At 33.9% G+C, this 19791-nt stretch carries 15 protein-coding genes; 5 read left to right on the forward strand and 10 right to left on the reverse strand.

What is annotated here, in order from left to right; genetic code table 11:
• Window positions 1-69 precede the first annotated feature (69 nt).
• Entirely contained in the window at window positions 70-930 is an 861-nt protein-coding gene (locus WCP78_RS04065; RefSeq protein ID WP_336279237.1) for a DsbA family protein, read from the reverse strand.
• A gap of 375 nt (window positions 931-1305) precedes the next feature.
• Between WCP78_RS04065 and glpD the strand changes: the two genes are divergently transcribed.
• From glpD to WCP78_RS04085, 4 genes are all read left to right on the forward strand, one after another.
• Window positions 1306-2820: a glycerol-3-phosphate dehydrogenase gene (gene glpD, locus WCP78_RS04070; RefSeq protein ID WP_336279238.1), complete on the forward strand. Its 1515-nt coding sequence runs from the start codon at window positions 1306-1308 to the stop codon at window positions 2818-2820.
• A gap of 437 nt (window positions 2821-3257) precedes the next feature.
• Complete coding sequence (gene dusA / locus WCP78_RS04075) at window positions 3258-4238, forward strand: tRNA dihydrouridine(20/20a) synthase DusA (protein WP_336279239.1); 981 nt, start codon at window positions 3258-3260, stop codon at window positions 4236-4238.
• Window positions 4239-4599: 361 nt separating this feature from the next.
• The gene (locus WCP78_RS04080; RefSeq protein ID WP_336279240.1) at window positions 4600-5610 is read left to right on the forward strand and encodes a nicotinate-nucleotide--dimethylbenzimidazole phosphoribosyltransferase; all 1011 of its coding nucleotides are present in this window, start codon (window positions 4600-4602) and stop codon (window positions 5608-5610) included.
• A 694-nt stretch (window positions 5611-6304) separates the two neighbouring features.
• Complete coding sequence (locus tag WCP78_RS04085; RefSeq protein ID WP_336279241.1) at window positions 6305-6436, forward strand: hypothetical protein; 132 nt, start codon at window positions 6305-6307, stop codon at window positions 6434-6436.
• A gap of 599 nt (window positions 6437-7035) precedes the next feature.
• On the opposite strand, the gene WCP78_RS04090 is transcribed toward WCP78_RS04085, so the two are convergent.
• The 5 genes from WCP78_RS04090 to topA all read right to left on the reverse strand — a co-directional run bounded on the left by WCP78_RS04090 (window position 7036) and on the right by topA (window position 15275).
• Complete coding sequence (locus tag WCP78_RS04090) at window positions 7036-7677, reverse strand: uracil-DNA glycosylase family protein (RefSeq protein WP_336279242.1); 642 nt, start codon at window positions 7675-7677, stop codon at window positions 7036-7038.
• 42 nt (window positions 7678-7719) lie between these two features.
• Window positions 7720-8292: a thermonuclease family protein gene (locus WCP78_RS04095; protein ID WP_336279243.1), complete on the reverse strand. Its 573-nt coding sequence runs from the start codon at window positions 8290-8292 to the stop codon at window positions 7720-7722.
• Window positions 8293-8615: 323 nt separating this feature from the next.
• A complete protein-coding gene (gene rpmG, locus WCP78_RS04100; RefSeq protein ID WP_005767215.1) occupies window positions 8616-8783 on the reverse strand; it encodes a 50S ribosomal protein L33 in 168 nt (55 codons plus the stop codon).
• Between the two features lie 1647 nt (window positions 8784-10430).
• On the reverse strand, window positions 10431-12710 hold the full coding sequence (gene rnr, locus WCP78_RS04105; RefSeq protein WP_336279244.1) for a ribonuclease R: 2280 nt from the start codon (window positions 12708-12710) through the stop codon (window positions 10431-10433).
• Window positions 12711-12713: 3 nt separating this feature from the next.
• Entirely contained in the window at window positions 12714-15275 is a 2562-nt protein-coding gene (topA, locus tag WCP78_RS04110; protein WP_336279245.1) for a type I DNA topoisomerase, read from the reverse strand.
• 234 nt (window positions 15276-15509) lie between these two features.
• Between topA and WCP78_RS04115 the strand changes: the two genes are divergently transcribed.
• Window positions 15510-15716 (forward strand): hypothetical protein, encoded by a 207-nt coding sequence (locus WCP78_RS04115; RefSeq protein ID WP_336279246.1) that lies wholly within the window; start codon window positions 15510-15512, stop codon window positions 15714-15716.
• On the opposite strand, the gene dprA is transcribed toward WCP78_RS04115, so the two are convergent.
• From dprA to WCP78_RS04135, 4 genes are read right to left on the reverse strand one after another with little or no spacing between them, the layout of a single operon-like run.
• Window positions 15664-16860 carry a DNA-processing protein DprA gene (gene dprA, locus WCP78_RS04120; protein WP_336279247.1) on the reverse strand — a complete coding sequence of 399 codons (1197 nt, stop codon included), beginning with the start codon at window positions 16858-16860 and terminating at the stop codon, window positions 15664-15666. The genes WCP78_RS04115 and dprA overlap by 53 nt on opposite strands.
• Entirely contained in the window at window positions 16850-17470 is a 621-nt protein-coding gene (gene plsY / locus WCP78_RS04125; RefSeq protein WP_336279248.1) for a glycerol-3-phosphate 1-O-acyltransferase PlsY, read from the reverse strand. The genes dprA and plsY overlap by 11 nt, the downstream gene beginning before the upstream one ends.
• An 18-nt stretch (window positions 17471-17488) precedes the next feature.
• Window positions 17489-18784, reverse strand: coding sequence for a dihydroorotase (locus WCP78_RS04130; protein WP_336279249.1), 1296 nt, complete (start codon window positions 18782-18784; stop codon window positions 17489-17491).
• Entirely contained in the window at window positions 18762-19745 is a 984-nt protein-coding gene (locus WCP78_RS04135) for an aspartate carbamoyltransferase catalytic subunit (protein ID WP_336279250.1), read from the reverse strand. Before WCP78_RS04135 ends, WCP78_RS04130 begins: the two co-directional genes overlap by 23 nt.
• Between the last annotated feature and the right edge of the window lie 46 nt (window positions 19746-19791).

The raw sequence follows: 19791 nt of genomic DNA on the forward strand, positions 1-19791 counted from the left end.
ATAAAAAAGAGAAAGAAAAAAATAATTCATTCTGCACCATTTTTTATATGATACAATAGAGAAAATATTTTACTGCATATTTTGTATTTCCTCTTTCAGAACATCTTCACCCACAGCTCCAATAAATAATTTGTTTCCAATAATATAAGAAGGGGTGCCCGTCATATTTAGCATAGAAGCAATCTGAATATTTTGTTTAAAGGAGTTTTGCAGATTAGGATCTTTCATAGCATTGCGTAGTTTTTTTTCATCTGCTCCTAATGAAACCGCTATTTTTATAGCTGTAGATTCGTTTGCACGACTTTTATTTGTTAAAAGCATTTTATAAAATTGGGAATATTTTTCTGGAAATTGTTTTCTAAAAGCGTAGGCAACAGTGTGTGCTGCTGTAGAATCATGTCCCAAAATTGGCAAATCTTTAATAACTACTCGCAAATCTGGATATTCTTTTATTAAATTTTCTATGTGTGAATAAGATCTTTTACAGTAGCTGCAATTGTAATCAAAAAAATTAACAAGTACTATCTTTCCCTTTGGATTTCCCAAAACAACATCATGAGGAGATTGAAAAATTTCCTTTTGCAATGAGTTAATAATAAAAGCTTCTTCTTGAGCTTTTTTCTTTCTCTGTTCTTCTATTTTTTCTTGAAGAACAATCTGCATTTGAATCATAATTTCTGGGTTAGTAAGTAAATAGTCTCTTACAATGTTCCGAATATCATTATCATTGATATGCGGTGTAATTTTTTCTTTAAGTTTCGATAAAAAGACAGGATCCTCTAAGAGTTGTATTTTAAGGTTTTCTGAGTTCGAATAAGTTGGCGTATTTTCATTTGATAAAGAAGGAAAGCAGACTAAAATACTCAATACGGCTGCAGCTGAGAATTTTACAATTGACATTGTTTTTGAATATGGAGGCTGATAGGTCATCTGTATGCCTTCGTATTTTTATTGTGAGGTCGATTAAACTGGTTAGTTGATAAAATATATGAAAACCATTGCATATATGCAACAAAGCATTTAGCTGTAGTTGTAAATTTAGTTAATTACAGAAAAAACATCAATTTTATAAAACAAATTATGTAACGTATACTATGAGATGATTATGTTTTCTATGTATTTGAATTTTTTTCTTTGTTTATAAAGTATTGTTATAATTTATAATTATATAAAGTGTGTTTTTATGTGCATTTACTGTAAAAAAAACGATTTAATAATAAAGTTGATAACATTGATATTTATTTTTAGCTATAGCTTTATTAAGGACATAGGAAAAATAATAAACTTAATATGAAAAGTAAAATTATGAAAACCACAAAGCATTATGATCTGTTTATTATAGGAGGGGGAATAAATGGGTGTGGATTAGCAAGAGATGCATCTGGACGTGGGTTTAAAGTGGGGTTGGCTGAGATGAATGATCTTGCATCAGGTACGTCAAGTGCATCGACAAAACTTATCCATGGTGGTCTTCGTTATCTTGAATACTATGAATTTAGGCTTGTTCGTGAAGCATTGAAAGAACGAGAAATCATTTGGCGTATGGCGCCCCATATCGTACGTCCTTTGCGTTTTATACTTCCTTATCATAAAAAAATGCGTCCTGCTTGGATGTTACGGTTTGGACTTTTCATTTATGATTATCTCGGTGACTGGAATCAGAAATTATGGCGTAGTAAAACTGTTAATTTTTCAAGAAATTTTAAGAATACACTTAAAAAAAAGTATCATAAAGGTTTCGAATATTCCGATGCAAGAGTAGATGATGCACGTTTAGTAATTGCTAACGCACGCGATGCTCAAAAATTGGGTGCTGATATAAAAGTACGGACAGAGGTTCTATTCTTAAAGAGGAAAGAAAAAAAATGGTTTGTAACTCTTCGAGATAAATTAACTGGAAAGGAATATTGTATTACAGCTTCTTATATTGTGAATATGACGGGTCCTTGGATTAATCATGTTTTGACAAATTTATTAGATTGTAAAGAGTATTCACCAGTACGCCTTGTCAGAGGTTCTCATATTATAGTTCCTAAGCTTTATATCCATGATCGTGCTTACATTTTTCAAAATGGTGATGGGCGTATAATATTTTCTATTCCTTATCAAGAAGAATTCACACTGCTTGGAACAACAGATTGTGGCTACCAAGGTGATCCTGCTAATGTTCATATTACGGATGCGGAGATTGATTATATTTGTGCAGCAGCGAGTGAATATTTTATACAGCCGGTATTACGTGAAAATATTGTCTGGGCTTATTCTGGTGTTCGTCCGCTTTATGATGATGGAGCTACAAAAATACAAAAAATTACACGTGATTACGTTCTGAAAGAAATGGGTGAAGAAGATGAGCCTCGAGTTCTGAATCTTTATGGCGGTAAGATTACAATTTATCGTAAACTGGCTGAAGATGTGATGAAGTTTGTTGAAAAAACTCTTGGAAGGAAGGGAAGTCCGTGGACAGCTCATTCAACCCTTCCTGGAGGGGATTTTCCATATAATAAGCTAGATGTAATTGAAAATGAGATTGCTCTTTTGATTTCAGGTTTAGATACTTTTACGCATCGCAGGCTTGCTCGATCTTATGGTTCTGAAGCATTGGTGATATTTGAGAATGGTAAGGCAGATAAGGGACAAAATTTTGGGCATGGGCTTTATGAGATAGAAGTACAATGGTTAATGAAGAATGAATGGGCTAAGACGTGTGAAGATGTTTTATGGCGCCGTTCAAAACTTGGACTTTTGTTTAGTCAGGAAGAAGTTGATGTTCTTGCTGCTTATATGCAAAGTAAAAAAGAAACTGGACAAACTTTATAATGACGCGCTCTTTATGAAATCTATATTGGTTCATTACGGTGTTTATTCATATAATACATTGAAAGAGTTAGAAAAATATAAGCCATAATTTTACGATTGGTATATGTATTTATAGTTAATAGTATTCCAGTGATATGTTTGGTAAGTTTATACAATGTTAAAAGAGAAATATGATGAAAGTTAATATTTGTTTTAGTAAATAATTTATATTTATATTTGAATTTTATAAAGTATATTTAAAAGTAAGTTATTAAAATAGAATATTTATGCTTTTTTATTATTTAATTTTAGAGTAACTAAAAACAATTAAATATAAATTGTATTTTTATGTCCTCAATTTTTAACAAAAGCGAATAAAATTTTCTGTGAAATAAAAATATGGATCGTAGTATGTATGTATGGAAAACTATTAATAAAAATGTAGTGTTAATAATCCTATGATATCCTATAGTTTGCCATCACATGTAAAGTTTGCAGTAGCACCAATGTTGGATTGGACTGATAGACACTGTAGATTTTTTTATCGACTTTTAACAAAAAAAGCACTGCTTTACACTGAAATGATTGTAGCTGATGCTGTAATTCATGGTGTTCGAGAACAGCTATTAGCTTTAAATTCCAATGAGCATCCAATTGCACTGCAGTTAGGTGGATCAGATCCTCAAAAATTGGCAGAGGCTGCACGAATTGCAGAGGATTTTGGTTATGATGAAATAAATCTCAATGTTGGTTGTCCATCAAATCGTGTTCAGGCAGGTATATTTGGTGCTTGTTTAATGCACGATCCTGGTATCGTGGCAAATGCTGTGGAAGCGATAAAACGAGCTGTTACTGTATCTGTAACTGTAAAATGTCGAATTGGTGTGGATGATCAAGATGAAGAGTTAGCTTTAGATTTTTTTGCTGATCAAGTTTGGAATGCTGGCTGTGATGCACTTTGGGTACATGCGCGCAAAGCATGGTTACAAGGATTGAGTCCGAAAGAAAATCGCGATATTCCTCCACTTAATTACGAAAGAGTTTATAAATTAAAACAGAGATATTATAATAAATTTATAGGAATAAATGGTGGCATTAAATCTCTCAATGAGGTCAAAGAGCATCTGGGTTTTTGTGATGCTGTCATGATTGGTCGGCAAGTTTATCATAATCCCACCTTATTAATGCATATTGATTCTGAAATATATGGTGAAACACAGAATGACTTGAACTACTATGATCTTATTCAGGTCATGTGTGATTATGCTGCACAACATATAGCATCAGGAGGGAGGCTTTCTCACGTGACGCGTCATATGATTGGTTTGTTTTATGGTAAGGATGGAGCACGTAGATGGCGTCAAATCTTATCAAATGATGCCATAAAAAAAGATGCAGATGTGCATGTTTTGAAGGAAGCTTTTTCTGCTCTTATGTGACAGCAGCTTTACTACATTCATACACCCAAGTTAGAATTTCTTAAAGTTTGATTTTAAAAAACTTTAAAATAATTCAGATTTTATAAATTTCAGTAAGTTTTTACCTCGATCATGAATAAAATGTTCATTACATAAAAATAATATGCGGGTCAATGTTTATTCAATATAAAATGTAGATAAGCAATTGATAATATTGCTCATTTTAAATAAGTGAAAATGATAATTTTATTTTAAAATTTAATACACAAATAATTTTGTTAATAATCTTTAACCTGTTAACGTGTTAAAGGTTCTTAAAAAATAATGAATTATTTATATGACCAGGTTTTAATTATGCATTGTAGATTTAAAAGGTGTCTTAATGACCGTTAGTCCATTTGATGATTTTCGTGCTTTACTCACAAATTTACCTGTCGCTGATGAGTTCTCTATAATTTTGGCAAAAAAAAGACAAGAGGACTTACAAAAAGTGCGAGGATCGCTAGGAAGATTGGGAGATATTGCAGTTTGGTATGCAGGATGGAGGGGAGGAGAAAAGCCTATCGTAACGCGGCCTTTGGTTGCTATTTTTGCGGGGAATCACGGAATTACAGACGAGAGTGTTACACCATTTTTACAATCTATGACACAAAAGATGGTGCAAAATTTTACAGCTGGTGGTGCTGCTATTAATCAAATTTGCATGGCTTATGATCTTGGATTAAAAATATTTGATTTGGCACTGGAATATCCAACAATGAATATTACCAGAGATGCAGCAATGGATGAGCGTAGTGCTGCTGCTACAATGGCATTTGGAATGGAATCTATTGCCGGTGGAACAGATCTCCTATGTATAGGTGAAATGGGAATTGGAAATACAGCTATAGCTTCAGCTTTATGTTTAGCATTGTTTGGTGGAGAAGTTGAAGAGTGGCTGGAGAGTGGCGGTGTAGAATCTGAAAAAAAATTTTATGAACGTAGAATAAAAGCAGTGAAGACAGCCGTTTCTTTACATAAGGATCGTTTTGATGATCCTTTTGAAATAATGCGTTGCTTAGGAGGACGTGAAATTGCTGCTATCATAGGTGCTATTTTAGCTGCAAGAATGGAAAAAATTCCGGTTATTTTAGATGGTTTTGTGGCAACAGCAGCAGCAGCAATACTTTATAAAATGCATCCAAATGCTCTTGATCATACTATTGCTGGGCATGTTTCTTCTGAATTAGCACATCATAAACTTTTAAAAAAAATTGGGAAAAAACCGCTCTTAGATTTTGGGATGAATCTTGGTGAAGGAGCAGGTGCAGCTGTGGCTGCTGGTATTGTCAAGGCTGCTGTTTTAACTCATGCACAAATAGCTCCTCTTAAACAAGAAGATTTGATCGTTTAAAATAATGGCATAATGATAAAAGATTAAAAGTATTGTTAATTTGGTCTTTTTGTGCGGTTTATATCACTTAATCTATTGCATTGTAAAAGATGGGTGAGACGTTACGTAGGTCAGTTTTATGGTAATTTATTTTGTAAAAAGATTACAAATTAAGTATTGGGAATGCTAAGAAGCAGTAAATATTTTATACATCTATTTATTCGATAAAATTTTATTATTTTATGAAATTTCTGCATAATTTTTGAAAAGTGCTTAAATTATTTATGCTTTTATGTTGTGTAAGTGAAATAATATAAAAAATATAATGAGTATTGTAAAAAATGACGGTAATACATTGTTAAACGGCACTATTCTTATAAGTTTTTAGTTTATTGGTATTCTAAAAAAAATATTTTTTATTGAAATGGTTTTTAGTATAATTCGAAGCGGAACTCAAAACAGAATAGCAAAGATGGTTTTGTTTAATAAGATAAAGCTTATAGTTTAGTTGGGACTAAACAACTACTCTTTTAGACAATTACACAGTAATTGATAGCTCTGACAAAGGCACCTCTTGCCACAATGTGGATTGTTAGCTACATTTGGCTGATTACTGGCGAAAGGGGAATGTTGGCAGTCATGGATATAGCAAAGCAAAATTATCCAATGGATTGATATAAAAATCTTGGATGCATAGCTTAACAGATCTATCGCGATGCAAATAAAATTATCTCCTGAAGATATAGTTGAACTTGTCGCTGAGCTTTCTGAAAAGTTGCAAGAGCTCGCTCAAAGTGTCAACCAATGGAAGACGTTGAAGGGTACTACTTTATCCCTTGTAAAGTAAAGCTGCATTTGAAATGTCAAATTGAATCCGACAAAGTATGCCTAGACACTAGATAAGATATGATTGAACAATCTTCGCTAAAATAAAAAACGGAATGTGCAAATTTTTTACATTAAAAAAAACATTGAAGATCTTGATTTATATTTATAAAGTTACAATAGAAATAGATTATCATCAACAGCAAAAATTTTTTGTTTTATTTTAGCTTTACTCTTTTCTAATTTTAAAAAACACCTTTCAGAGCTAGCTTTCCGGGATTTTAAAAATTTTCAAAGACCCTTTCTTTTTTATTACCAAACTATCATGTTTATTGCTTTTAACATTTTTTTAATTTTGGTGCCGAAATCGTATTGGATAAAATGCTCATTGAATGGTAAAAATTGTTCATAAGACATGAAAAATTGATAGTATTTCATAACTTTACCTTTTCATACAGCATTTAATATAAAACATTGCCTTAAACTACATTTACTGTAAAAAAGCCATAAAAATTCAAACTTTTAACTCTTTCAACAATAGAAAATATTATACTTTTTGCAAAAGTTGAAAAAGAAAATTACTCCAAAATTTTTAGATTTAAACATCTATATTTTTCTTTTTTAATATTTAGTTGATAACAATTTACGCACTAGAATGCGAAGATAGATAATAAGCTCATCATTAAACCATGGATTTTTTTGTAACCAAGAAGTGTTCCTCCATGATGGATGGGGTAAAGGCATGACATTGTAGCCTCGAGGCTGACGTACGGAAAGAATGTTTTTCCAGTCACTGACGGTTTCTGAAACGGTTCTATGTTTTAATTTCGTGATATGCCATTTTTGTGCATAACTTCCAATAGCAAGAACAAGTTTTATCTGTGGCATAGCTCGAAATATATGTTCATGCCATATTTCTTGACATTCACGTCTTGGTGGTAAATCAGATTTATTTTTATCATAGCCTGGAAAACAAAATCCCATAGGAACAATGGCAAATAGAGATTTATTATAAAACTCATCACTCGTTACGTTGAGCCAACTACGCAACCTTTCTCCAGAGCGGTCATTAAAAGGGATAGAACTTTCATGCACACGCAACCCTGGTGCTTGGCCGGCAATCGCAATTGAAGCCGTATTGGATAAATAAACTACAGGTCTCGGTTCATGAAGAAGAGGGGGAAGATAATGGGGATGTTCATTACAAACACGACAAAAACAAATCTCTTTCTCAAGTCTAGCAATATTGTCCTCTTGTTTCATGAAAAAATAATAAACTCTAAAATACCTATAGAGGGGAAATATTCATCTTTTTAGATTCATTCTCCGCCATTCTCTCGGTTGTTGAAACTCTGATCGCCATATACCATTTTTTCTTTTTTTAGCTTCTTGCTCTTCTTTCGAATAATCATAATAACTTACAGCCCAGCCCTCTCGTACCATAGTTGCATTGATATTATGTACTTCCTTTGTTTGGCATGTTGCAAGAAGACGATTATACCTGTCTCTCTTTTCCCAATAACATGTAACAGGTTGGTTTGCTATAAGTTGTGTTAAATATTTTTTTGCCTCAAGTCCGCACGCATATTGCTCTTTTTTCGTTCCACAGAGTTGGCGAGTCTCAGGAGCATCAATTCCTATAAGCCGGATCTTAACAAAAGAAATCACTATTGTATCACCATCAGTAATTGATGCCTGTCCCCTGATGGATGCATGACCTTTAATAGATGTTTGAGATAAAGAGTCTCCTTCTTGAGAATATGCTTGAATACACTGAAAGTAAATTGCGCCAAAAACGAAAAGAGTAACAGATCTAAAAATGTTAAACTTAACCGTCTTTGTTTTAATTAGATCAAAATGAAAAAATTTTTTTGTCATGATATGTTGCTTTTTAATACCGAATGATAAAAACACACCTTGCGTGAGAAAATTCACCACCTCAATCCTTAATTCATCCCCCAAAAGCTCACATAGTGTGACATATAATGACGAAAATAGAATTGTGGAAAAACTAACCTCACAACCTCATTATGTTACGCATAACTTACGTACATATCTGCATAACAATGTGATAGATATATGACAAAAATACGGTATTATACTTAATTTTAAAAAGCAAAAAACGCCTTATGAAAGCAATCTTATGACAAAGCTATCTTCGGAAATATAATCTATTAAGTAAAGATAACTTATTATATCAATTATTTAATTTTTGTTTCTTTAAACTCAACATGCTTTTTTACAATTGGATCGTATTTGCGCTTGCTCATTTTATCCGTCATTGTACGACTATTTTTCTTTGTTACATAAAAAAAACCAGTATCCGCAGTCGATAAAAGCTTGATTTTAATGGTTGCTGCTTTGGCCATAATTAAGGAGTCCTATTTATGCTTTAAATGATATCATTTCACTATTAAAATTTCCGATACGATCAGACTTTATCGCACACTACGGATGTTCTAAAAAAAGTCAAGAGCTGATTAACCTGTTCGTGAACTGAACATGTGTAATAATGATCGATAAGTCAAAAAAAATTATTTTAGATTAAAAACTAAATAATTTAAAAATATCAACATCTTATATAAAAACATTTGTTTATATGATTAAATTAATTTTTCGTCAAAGATAAAGGAAGAACTAAATGTAGAAAATAAATATACTTTAACTGTGTAAGTTTTATCGTATAAAGGTAGGTTAAGCAACCTTTTAAGGGGAAACAAATGTTTAGTTAGTGCTGTATCATAAGAGTTTCAATTCAGCTTAAGATACACACTTCATAAGTGGATAGAATTGATCGTTTGAGCTTATTATAAAAATGAAAATATAAAATCATCCAGCATAAGCGTTATCATGAATGTGTTGTTTTATTTATATGCAAGAATCAGCTAAGGGGTATGAGTATTAATGTTTTCATTTAAAAGCGTTTTGAATATACTGCATCTCGTGATGGAGATGGTCAGAACAATAACGGGAGAGAAAATAGCGCGCTTTGGCTATTACAGTTTGGGTTATTTTATGCTTTGTGAATTTTGTATGGTGTAAATACACTATAGATGAGATAGCATAAAGTATATTTTGATATTGACAATAATTTTGTCTTCTTATTTACCAGCAAAAAACTTAAAAAATTAAATATACAATCATAATAAACAATATTGATTTAAATATATAAATAATTAATTGTTTAAATTAAACATTTGTTTATAATTATTTTATGAATTTTGCTAGTTAAGTGCATAATAAAAGTAATATTCTTTAAAAGATTTTTATAAATTACTGATATAATAATAAATTTTTATAATTTAAAAAGTATTTTTATTATATTATAAATTAATACATATAAAATAATTATAAAATATTACAATATGAGTTATTTATATCTATAATCATTTTATGAATATAAATTATAATATAAGAAAACCTTAAATATCTTAAACTAACTTTAAAGACATAAACAAAATTATTTTTGCTTATAGCAAAAAATTTCTGATAGAGTAGTAATTAATGATAAAAAACAAAAAGTTTAATATCTAGGTAAAAAAATGTGAAGCGAACGTTAGAGGAAAGGGTTTTGGTTAAGTTTATAGAAAAAAAATTTTATCAAACAGAAAGTATATCCAAATTTATCTCTTTCAAAAACAGACAACGTTTTCATCATACACGGCGGTGATTTTTATGGCAACATGGTTAGCTATCATTGAAACTCTGGAATTTACAGATTAGCTAGATAGGGTTTGATATCGTGCTTTCACTTGATGATGTTACTCGTTTTAAGAATAGAATTATTAACTTATGATATATGTGAAAAATGCTATTGTGGAAGAGAGATAAATTCTTTACATTTTTTAAGTATATATATTAAGTATATATATGCTGTTCACTTTAACTTTAGTTGGTATATAAATAGTTTTATTAGATTAAATTACCACTTATATTTAAATAAATAATTATCTATAATGTTGTTTTAATATTTTATATCGTAATAAAATTGTGATAATTAGTTTAAATTTACATAATTATTTCATATTATTTTTAATAATACTTCTTTTATAGCGTTTTTTTGTTATAAGTTTATTTTTATGATGCGATAAAGACGAAAAAGTTATTGGGCGAGGCTCTGTTAATATTTCAAAGCACAGAGATCCAGAAAAAGACTGTGCTTTTATAAGTTTTATTTCTACTGCATCACTGAGTTGATAACCTTTATGGCTACGGTTTCCTATGAGAGTGTGTTGTGCTTCATCATAGTAATAATAGTCATTTTTTAATTTAGAAATAGGCACAAAACCATCTGCACCTAATTTATCAAGTGAAATAAAAAGCCCTGCTTTTGTAACTCCGGAAATTCGACCTGTAAAGGTATAGCCAATTTTGTTCATTAAATATTGGGCAACAATACGATCAATAGTTTCTCTTTCAGCTATCATTGCACGACGTTCATATAAAGAAATTTGTTTAGAGATTTCTACAAGATTTTGTTCTTGTGCATCTATTAATTGGTCATTTCCTAATTTGAGTGCTTTAATGAGAGCTCGATGAATAATCAGATCAGCATAACGGCGGATTGGTGATGTGAAATGTGTATAATTACGCAGATTTAGACCAAAGTGACCGATATTTTTAGGATTATACTCCGCTTGAGATTGTGAGCGTAGAATTACTTGGTTAACTAATTCTTGTTGTTGGGTATTCGTAACTTTTGCTAAAATACTATTAAGATGTGCAGATGTAAGTTTTATTCCTCGAGAAAGTGATATTCCCAAACTTTTAAGAAAAGTTCGCAATATTTCTTGTTTTGCAAGGGAAGGTTGATCATGAACACGATAAATGAGAGGCTGATGATGTTCTTTTAATGTTTCAGAAGCTGCAATATTAGCTTGTATCATGAACTCTTCAATTAAGCGATGTGCTTCTAGGTGTGCTTCTATCACAACATCTTTGATACAACCATTTTTATCAAGAATAATCTTTTTTTCTGCTATTTCCAATTCTAGTGGTTGTCTACGATTACGTGCAGGTTTAAGGGTAAAGTAGGCACCCCACAATGGTTGTAAAACGGTTTTAAGAAGGGGAGCCATTTTTTCATTTATATTTCCATCAATGGCTGACTGTACTTCTTGATAAGATAATTTTGCTACTACGTGCACCATAACACGGTGAAAGCTATGTTTTTGTTTATTACCATTTGCATCAAAAATCATACGAACAGCTAAAGCTGGTCTGTCTTTTCCTTCACGCATAGAACATAAATTATTAGAAATACGTTCTGGAAGCATTGGTACAACGTAATCGGGAAAATAAACAGAATTTCCTCGTTTGAACGCTTCTTTATCTAAGGGACTACCCGTTTTAACATAGTAAGAAACATCTGCAATTGCTACGATAACAATCCACCCACCACTATTTGCAGGGTCTTCATCTCTTGTTGCATAAACCGCGTCATCGTGATCCTTTGCTTCTGGTGGGTCAATTGTAACAAGTGGTAATTGCCGCCAATCTTCACGATTGTCTATATTGGCAGGTTTTGTATTTTTTACCTGTTCAAGAACATCTTCAGGGAAAACATAAGGAATTCCTTTAGAAAGAAGAGCAATCAGTGAGAGTGTTTTTTCGTTATCAATATGTCCTAAAACATTCTTTATTTTTGCACTGCTCGGTTTATAACCAGTGTTTTTTTTAATTTCAACTTCAACGAGATCACCAGATTTTATATCAAATTCTAAAGGTGTATCAATAATCAGTTCGTTAATTTTACGTTCTATGGGTTCAAGCCTCCATTGGCCATTTTCTAATTTTTTGACTACACCAATTGTATTTTTGGGGGGTACATCGATTTTGCGAATAATCTGTCCTGTATAAAGAGCGTCTTGAGGAGATTTATTTCTAATAATTTTTGCAAGGATGTGATCTCCAACACCAATTTTTATTTCTTTTCCACGGGAGAAAGGGAGTATTTCAATTTTTGGTTTTGGCTCAGTTTTCCATTCAAGAGGTTGTGCAATAAGACTGCCATCTTTATCGCGTCCGCTAATTTTTACCAATGCAACAGGAGGTAACTTTTCTTTAGTTATTGTTTTCTTACGCTTTTTAGGGATTAAGCCATCATTTTTTAAATTGCGCAATATATCTTTTAACCAGATACGAGAATTGCTTTTTAAGTTAAAAGCTTTGGCAATTTCACGCTTATTTGAGCGGTCAGGGTTATCATTGATAAAGGCAAGAATCTCTGCTTTATCAGGTAGATATTCTATATTACGCAATTGAAAATATTTTGTTTTTTTTTCGCCTTTAGCCAAAACCTATGTCTCTTTTGTTTTAGAAGAATCTTTTTTCAAAGTAGCTTTTTTATCGGATGCTTTAGCTAATATAAGTCCTAATGCTTCTGAAAGAGTAAAACTAACGGGATCTCTATCTTTTGGCAATGTTACATTAATTTTATTCCAATTAATATACGGGCCGTAACGTCCATTACGTATAGTAATAGTTCCTCCATTTGGATGTTCTCCTAATGTTACTAATGCTGCAGATGCAGTCTTACTCCGCTTTGTTTTAGTTTCTTGTTTTTCGGCAAGCACTGTCACAGCTCTATTAATGCCAATATCAAAAATCTCATCCACATGAACAAGAGGTGCATATTGCCCATCATGACTAAGGTATGGACCATAGCGCCCAATTGTGGCTGTGATTATTTTACCTGTCTCAGTATGAATTCCAATTTCACGAGGCAGAGATATTAAGGCTAAAGCTTTATTAAAAGTGATATTTTCTGCTTGCCATTCTTTTGGTAATCCTGCACGCTTCGCTTCTTTTCCTTCACCAAGTTGAATATAGGGTCCAAATCGGCCACTACGAAGAGAGATATCCTTTCCTGTTTTAGGATCGACACCAAGTATGATAGGTTCATCATTACGAATGGCTTCATTCTCTTCTTCTGTATCTGTGCCAAGTTGGCGTGTATATTTGCAGTTGGGATAATTGGAACAGCCAACAAATGCACCATAACGACCTAGCTTTAATGATAGCTGCCCATCTGAGCAAAGAGGGCAAGAACGAGCATCACTTTTATCTTCACGTGAGGGAAATACAAGAGGTGCTAATGTCACATTTAAAACGTCAAGAACGTTTGTGATACGTAATTCTTGGATGTTAGCAATAGATGCATTAAACTCATCCCAAAAATCACGTAAAACATCTTTCCAGGAAAGCTTTCCATCCGATATAAGATCTAATTTTTCTTCGAGATCTGCTGTAAAACTATATTCTACATAACGATTAAAGAAATTTTCGAGAAATGCTGTGACAATACGTCCTTTTACATCAGGAATAAGCTTTCTTTTATCAATCATGATATACCCACGATCACAAAGCGTTGCCAATGTGGACGCATAAGTTGAAGGTCGGCCAATTCCTAATTCTTCGAGCTTTTTAATTAATGAGGCTTCAGAATAACGAGGAGGGGGTTCTGTGGTATGTTGTGTAGCTTCAACCTTATTTTTTTCAAGTGATTCGCCAGTATTAATTTGTGGTAGATGTGTTGATTCATTTTCTTCATCTTTTTCTTCATCTTTTTGGTCAGTATAGACAGAAATGAATCCATCAAAACGAATCACAGAGCCTATTGCACGTAAATTTGCGTGATTGTCTTCTTGTTGTGCTTCAATTTCTATAGTTGTACGTTCAATTTCAGCAGAACGCATCTGGCTAGCAATAGCTCGCTTCCATATCAATTCATACAGTTTTGCTTGATCGCTATCAAGAAAACTGCCTATTTCATTAGGTGTACGTTGAAAGTCTGTTGGGCGTATGGCTTCATGTGCTTCTTGTGCGTTCTTTGCTTTTGATGAATAAAAACGTGGTTTTTCAGGAACATAATTACTACCAAAAAATTCATTTATCATTTTTCGTGCTGAATCAATGGCCTCTGGTGCTATTTGTACACCATCCGTACGCATATAAGTAATAAGCCCTGCCATTTCTCCATTAATTTCTACCCCTTCATAAAGTTTTTGGGCAATCTGCATGGTACGAGAGGCAGAAAAACCTAATTTTGAAGAGGCTGCTTGCTGTAAAGTAGAGGTTGTAAATGGAGGAGCCGGATTTCTCTTTGTAGGCTTTGATTCAACGCTTAATATGCGATATTTCGCCTTCTCCAACGCAAGCAGAATCTGATCTGCTTGTTCTTGAGATTTAATATCAAGTCTGCCAATCTTTTTTTGATTGAACATTGTTAGTTTTGCTTGGAATCCGTCATTTCGAATAGTTTTTAAGTGTGCTATAAGCGACCAATAATCTTCTTTGATAAAGTGCTCTATTTCTAATTCACGGTCACAAATAATGCGTAAAGCAACTGATTGAACGCGGCCAGCTGAACGTGCACCAGGAAGTTTGCGCCATAAAACAGGTGAGAGCGTAAAGCCGACAAGATAATCGAGCGCGCGACGCGCAAGGTAAGCATCGACAAGTGATATATCAATATCACGTGGATTATTCATGGCATCAAGTACGGATTTTTTGGTGATTGCATTGAATACAACCCGTTTGACGGGTTTATCATTGAGAACTTTTTTTTGGTTAAGAACATCTAAAATATGCCATGAAATAGCTTCTCCCTCGCGGTCGGGGTCTGTTGCTAAGATAAGGCTATCAGCCTCTTTAACTGCTTTTGCTATTTCATTCAAACGTTTAGCAGCAGCAGTATTAATATCCCATTTCATAGCAAAGTTTTTATCAGGCAAAACGGAGCCATTTTTCGCAGATAAGTCACGCACATGTCCAAATGATGCAACTACCTTATATTTAGATCCAAGGTATTTATTAATTGTTTTTGCTTTTGCTGGCGATTCAACGATAACGATATTCATAATTTTACCTGAATGTTGAAATATAAACTTACTCTATAAATTCCTTTCACAGGAATAGCTAATAGCAATTGGTTAAGAGTACGTAATATTATACAACTTTTTGTTGTTATTATTTAAATACGCCCTATATGAGACTGTATAATTTATTTTCCACGGTTAATACAAAAAATACGGCGAAATAATAAGATGACGTCTATTGAGAGGTGGGGGGAAAATACTCAAGGATAGAGGATTATGTTTGTAAATCATTTAAAAGTTATCCAATATATCACGGATATGTCAAAACAAATGAACTTGATGGCACGTCAAACTCGTAGTCCACTTCTAGCGCTGCTTTTAGATATGGTGGCTAAAGAAGGACAGAGCATTATTAATAGTGCTGAGGCTCTTAGGGAGGATCCGAATTCGACAATGACACATAACCACCAGAGTGTCGAGTAAGCTTACCAGCGAGATCGAGTTCAACCAATAGGAGATAAAGGTTTTGTAATGAAACACCTGAATGGGTACTGAGTGTATCTAAATCTATTGGAGTTGTTGATAGGGATGAGAGGATAGCCGCGCGTTCTGCTTCATTGCCAATTGAGGAAGGATTATTGGTTTTTTGGTCGTGTGATTCCAAGTTCGCATTTTGAAGCTGAAACGGGGTTGATTCTGCAAAAAAATTGAGCTGAGGATTCACAGAATTTGGAATAAGTGGTGTAAGTGCTTCTACAATATCAGAGGGATGAGTTGTCAGAGAAGCACCATCTTTGATGAGGTTATTTGTTCCGACTGATCTTGGGTCAAGTGGAGAGCCGGGAATAGCGAAAATTAATCGTCCTATTTCGGCGGCTTGGCGCGCTGTGATTAAGGATCCTGATTTCATAGCAGCTTCTACAACTAAAAGACCAAGTGATAAACCTGCGATAATACGATTTCTTCTCGGAAAGTCGATTGCGCGCGGCTTCCAATTAATCGGCATTTCACTGATAATTGCTCCATCATTTGCGATAATATCTTCGTATAATTTTTTGTTTTCAGGAGGATAGATTTGATCAACTCCACCAGCCATAACTGCAACTGTACCTGTTGGCAGACTTGCTTGATGAGCAATGCTATCGATTCCACGAGCTAATCCAGAAATAATAGCAAAGCCGGCATTCCCAAGAAAATGAGCAAATTGAGCAGTTAATTTTTTACCAGCGGCTGAAGCGTTCCGAGAACCAACAATTCCAACAGAAGGTTTTTGAAAAGCTGAGACATTACCTTTTATGGCAATAAGTGGTGGTGAAGCTTCTGTTACCTTGAGAAGTGGTGGATAATCTGGTTCTCCTATACAGACAAATCGAATACCTAATCTTTCGGCTTCTTGCATTTCTTTTTCAGCGTCTTCTAATGTTGCGATGCGGATAGGTGTAGAAAGACCGCCATTTTTACTAAGCTCAGGAAGTGCAATTAGAGCATTTTCTGCTGTTTTATAATGATCAATTAAATTACGAAAACTAACTGCCCCAATATTTTGGCTACGCAACAATCTTAACCAATTTAGGCGTTGACGATCAGTGAGCAAGATCCCCTTCTTTATCCCCATTTCAAATGCCAATCTTACTTTCTTTTCCAGTTAATAACCTGCCAATATTAGCGTAATGTTTTATAATGACGAGCACACTCATCACTATCATCATACAACAGGTATAAAAATGAGTATAGGAAAAATAAAAAAATACGGGAGTTATAATAACCGCAACGAGTGCAGATAGTGAAGAATAGCGTGTAAGTAGAAAAAGCATCATCCACGTAATGACGAAAACAACTGCTGCTGGCCAGTAAATTCCCAAACACACGCCCAAATAAGTAGCAACACCTTTGCCACCTTTAAATTTAAGCCATATTGGAAAAATGTGTCCCAAAAAAGCACAAAATCCAGCTAAAATAATAAAGATATCATATTTTGCTGGATAAATTAAAGATTTTGCAATGAAAATAACAACAGTTCCCTTCAATACATCACAAATAAGAGTAAGAGCAGCTGCTTTTTTATTTTTTGTTCGCAAGACATTTGTTGCTCCAATATTTCCAGAACCAATTGTTCTCACATCGCCAAGTTTGCAAAACCGTGTAACAAGTAACCCAGATGGAATAGATCCAATGCAATAAGATATCAAAAAGATTAACCATATATTAGACTGAAAAAAGGTTATTGCTTCATTCATTAAAAATCTCATTTAATTTTATTGATCCAATTTAAAAACTGACTGCCCTTTAACAAAGGTTTGAAGAACTTTTCCCTGAAAGCGTGCATTATCAAAAGGTGTATTTTTTGAATGTGAATAAAGTTTATCTGCAGAGACTACCCATGGCTCATCAAGATCAACTAAAATAAGATCTGCATAAGCACCTTTTTTCAGTGTTCCTGCATTGAGTCCAAAAAGCTTTGCAGGTGCTGTTGACAAAAGTTCGGTTAATCGTAGCAAAGATATGCTTGTATCATGATAAAGGCGTAAGGCTGCACTCAATAAAGTTTCCATGCCAATAGCGCCTGTGGTTGTTTCACTAAACGGTAAATTTTTTTTATCAGCATTTTGAGGGTCATGGGAAGAAACGATAATATCTATCGTTCCATCTTTTATCGCTTCAATCATTGCGATACGATCTTCTTCTGCGCGTAATGGAGGCATTAAACGAAAAAGAGTACGGTATTCACCAATATCGTTTTCATTAAGAGATAAGTGGTTAATCGATACAGCTGCAGAAATTTTTGCATTACGTTTCTTTCCTAAACGAATGGCATCCGCAGACATAGCTGTCGATATTTGGGCAGCATGATAGCGCGTCTGTGTTAGTGCTGCCAGTCGCAAATCTCTTTCAAGAGGAATGACTTCTGCTTCACGAGGTATTCCAGAAAAACCAAGCCAGCTCGCTAACAAACCTTCATTCATAACACCTTGCCCTGTAAGGTCACTATCTTGCGTTTCGTGTATTAATGTAACGTCAAAATCGCGCGCATAAGTCATCGCACGTCGCATAACAGATGAACTTTGAAGTGTTTTCTTTCCTTCACTAAAAGCAATTGCTCCTGCGTCTTTTAATAATCCAAATTCGTTTATTTGCTGTCCATTAAAACCTTGAGTGATAGCAGCAGTAGGGTAAACATTGACCAATGATTTTTCATTTGCTGTGTAGGTAATGAATTTAATAAATGCAACATCATCTGTGATAGGATATGTATCTGGCATTATGAGGAAGGAAGTAATTCCGCCTGCTGCTGCAGATTGGCTTGCTGATGCAATTGCTTCACTGGGGTTTCCGCCTCCTTGCCCAATAAAGACGCGGGCATCAACAAGTCCAGGTAAAATTGCTTTGTTTTGTGCATTAACAACCTCTGCTCCTTCTGGAGCTCCTTGATTTTGGGCTTCTTTTCCAGCGGCTGTTATCAGTCCATTTTCAACAATAACTGTACCGATTTCATCAATTGTACGAGAAGGATCAACGATACGAGCATTTTTAAAAACGATTGGCTTGGTCATTTTTTTCTCTACTTCCGTTAAGGCGTGAATCCAATAAAGCTTCTATGACAGCCATACGCATAGAAACTCCCATCTCTACTTGAGTATGAATCATGCTTTGCAATCCATCTGCTATATCAGATGAGATTTCTACACCACGATTTATTGGGCCAGGGTGCAGAATAATGCAATCACTTTTAGCATAAGCTAAATTTTTTTTATGTAAGCCAAAATAATGGAAATATTCACGAATAGATGGAATAAAGGCTCCTGTCATGCGCTCATGTTGTAAACGCAACATCATAACGACATCAGCATCTTTAAGGCCTTCTTTCATTGTATTAAAAACTTCAACACTCATATTTTCGATTCCTGCAGGTAAAAGTGTTGAGGGAGCTACAACGCGTACACGTGCTCCTAAAGTATTGAGACAGAGGATATTGGAACGCGCGACACGTGAATGTAAAATATCACCACAAATTGCAACAGTTAGTCCTGCAAGATAACCCTTTGTTCTCTCAATGGTCAAAGCATCTAATAAAGCCTGTGTTGGATGTTCATGTGCACCATCACCAGCATTAATTACGCAACAATCAACTTTTTGAGTTAACAAAGCAGCTGCTCCAGCACAACTATGACGAATGACAAGTATGTCTGGCTTCATTGCATTGAGGGTTGTTGCTGTATCAATTAATGTTTCTCCTTTGTTTACAGATGAGTTGCTAATAGCAATATTTATAACGTTTATTCCTAACTGTTTTCCAGCTAATTCAAAAGAAGATTGTGTTCGCGTGGAAGCTTCAAAGAAAAGGTTAATTTGTGTGCGCCCACGTAGTGTAGATTTTCTTTTATCACTTTCTGTAGAAAGGATGACATTTGCATTTGCACGATCTAGTAATATGCGAAGATCTTGCACATTTAGATCTTTAATGCCTAAAAGGTGTTGGTAGGGAAAAATCGGAAAAAAATTATTTTGAGTCATAGCAGTCTTTTCTATCTCTGTTTAAAGAGATTAAGCAACATTTATC

Source organism: Bartonella occidentalis (genome assembly GCF_037070875.1).
Taxonomy (GTDB): Bacteria; Pseudomonadota; Alphaproteobacteria; order Rhizobiales; family Rhizobiaceae; genus Bartonella.

Bases quoted from the DNA above. Each gene is read 5' to 3' on its own strand.
- WCP78_RS04065 (WP_336279237.1), bottom strand. From the start codon at position 930: ATGACCTATCAGCCTCCATATTCAAAAACAATGTCAATTGTAAAATTC.
- glpD (WP_336279238.1), top strand. From the start codon at position 1,306: ATGAAAACCACAAAGCATTATGATCTGTTTATTATAGGAGGGGGAATA.
- dusA (WP_336279239.1), top strand. From the start codon at position 3,258: ATGATATCCTATAGTTTGCCATCACATGTAAAGTTTGCAGTAGCACCA.
- WCP78_RS04080 (WP_336279240.1), top strand. From the start codon at position 4,600: ATGACCGTTAGTCCATTTGATGATTTTCGTGCTTTACTCACAAATTTA.
- WCP78_RS04085 (WP_336279241.1), top strand. From the start codon at position 6,305: ATGCAAATAAAATTATCTCCTGAAGATATAGTTGAACTTGTCGCTGAG.
- WCP78_RS04090 (WP_336279242.1), bottom strand. From the start codon at position 7,677: ATGAAACAAGAGGACAATATTGCTAGACTTGAGAAAGAGATTTGTTTT.
- WCP78_RS04095 (WP_336279243.1), bottom strand. From the start codon at position 8,292: ATGACAAAAAAATTTTTTCATTTTGATCTAATTAAAACAAAGACGGTT.
- rpmG (WP_005767215.1), bottom strand. From the start codon at position 8,783: ATGGCCAAAGCAGCAACCATTAAAATCAAGCTTTTATCGACTGCGGAT.
- topA (WP_336279245.1), bottom strand. From the start codon at position 15,275: ATGAATATCGTTATCGTTGAATCGCCAGCAAAAGCAAAAACAATTAAT.
- WCP78_RS04115 (WP_336279246.1), top strand. From the start codon at position 15,510: ATGTTTGTAAATCATTTAAAAGTTATCCAATATATCACGGATATGTCA.
- plsY (WP_336279248.1), bottom strand. From the start codon at position 17,470: ATGAATGAAGCAATAACCTTTTTTCAGTCTAATATATGGTTAATCTTT.
- WCP78_RS04130 (WP_336279249.1), bottom strand. From the start codon at position 18,784: ATGACCAAGCCAATCGTTTTTAAAAATGCTCGTATCGTTGATCCTTCT.
- WCP78_RS04135 (WP_336279250.1), bottom strand. From the start codon at position 19,745: ATGACTCAAAATAATTTTTTTCCGATTTTTCCCTACCAACACCTTTTA.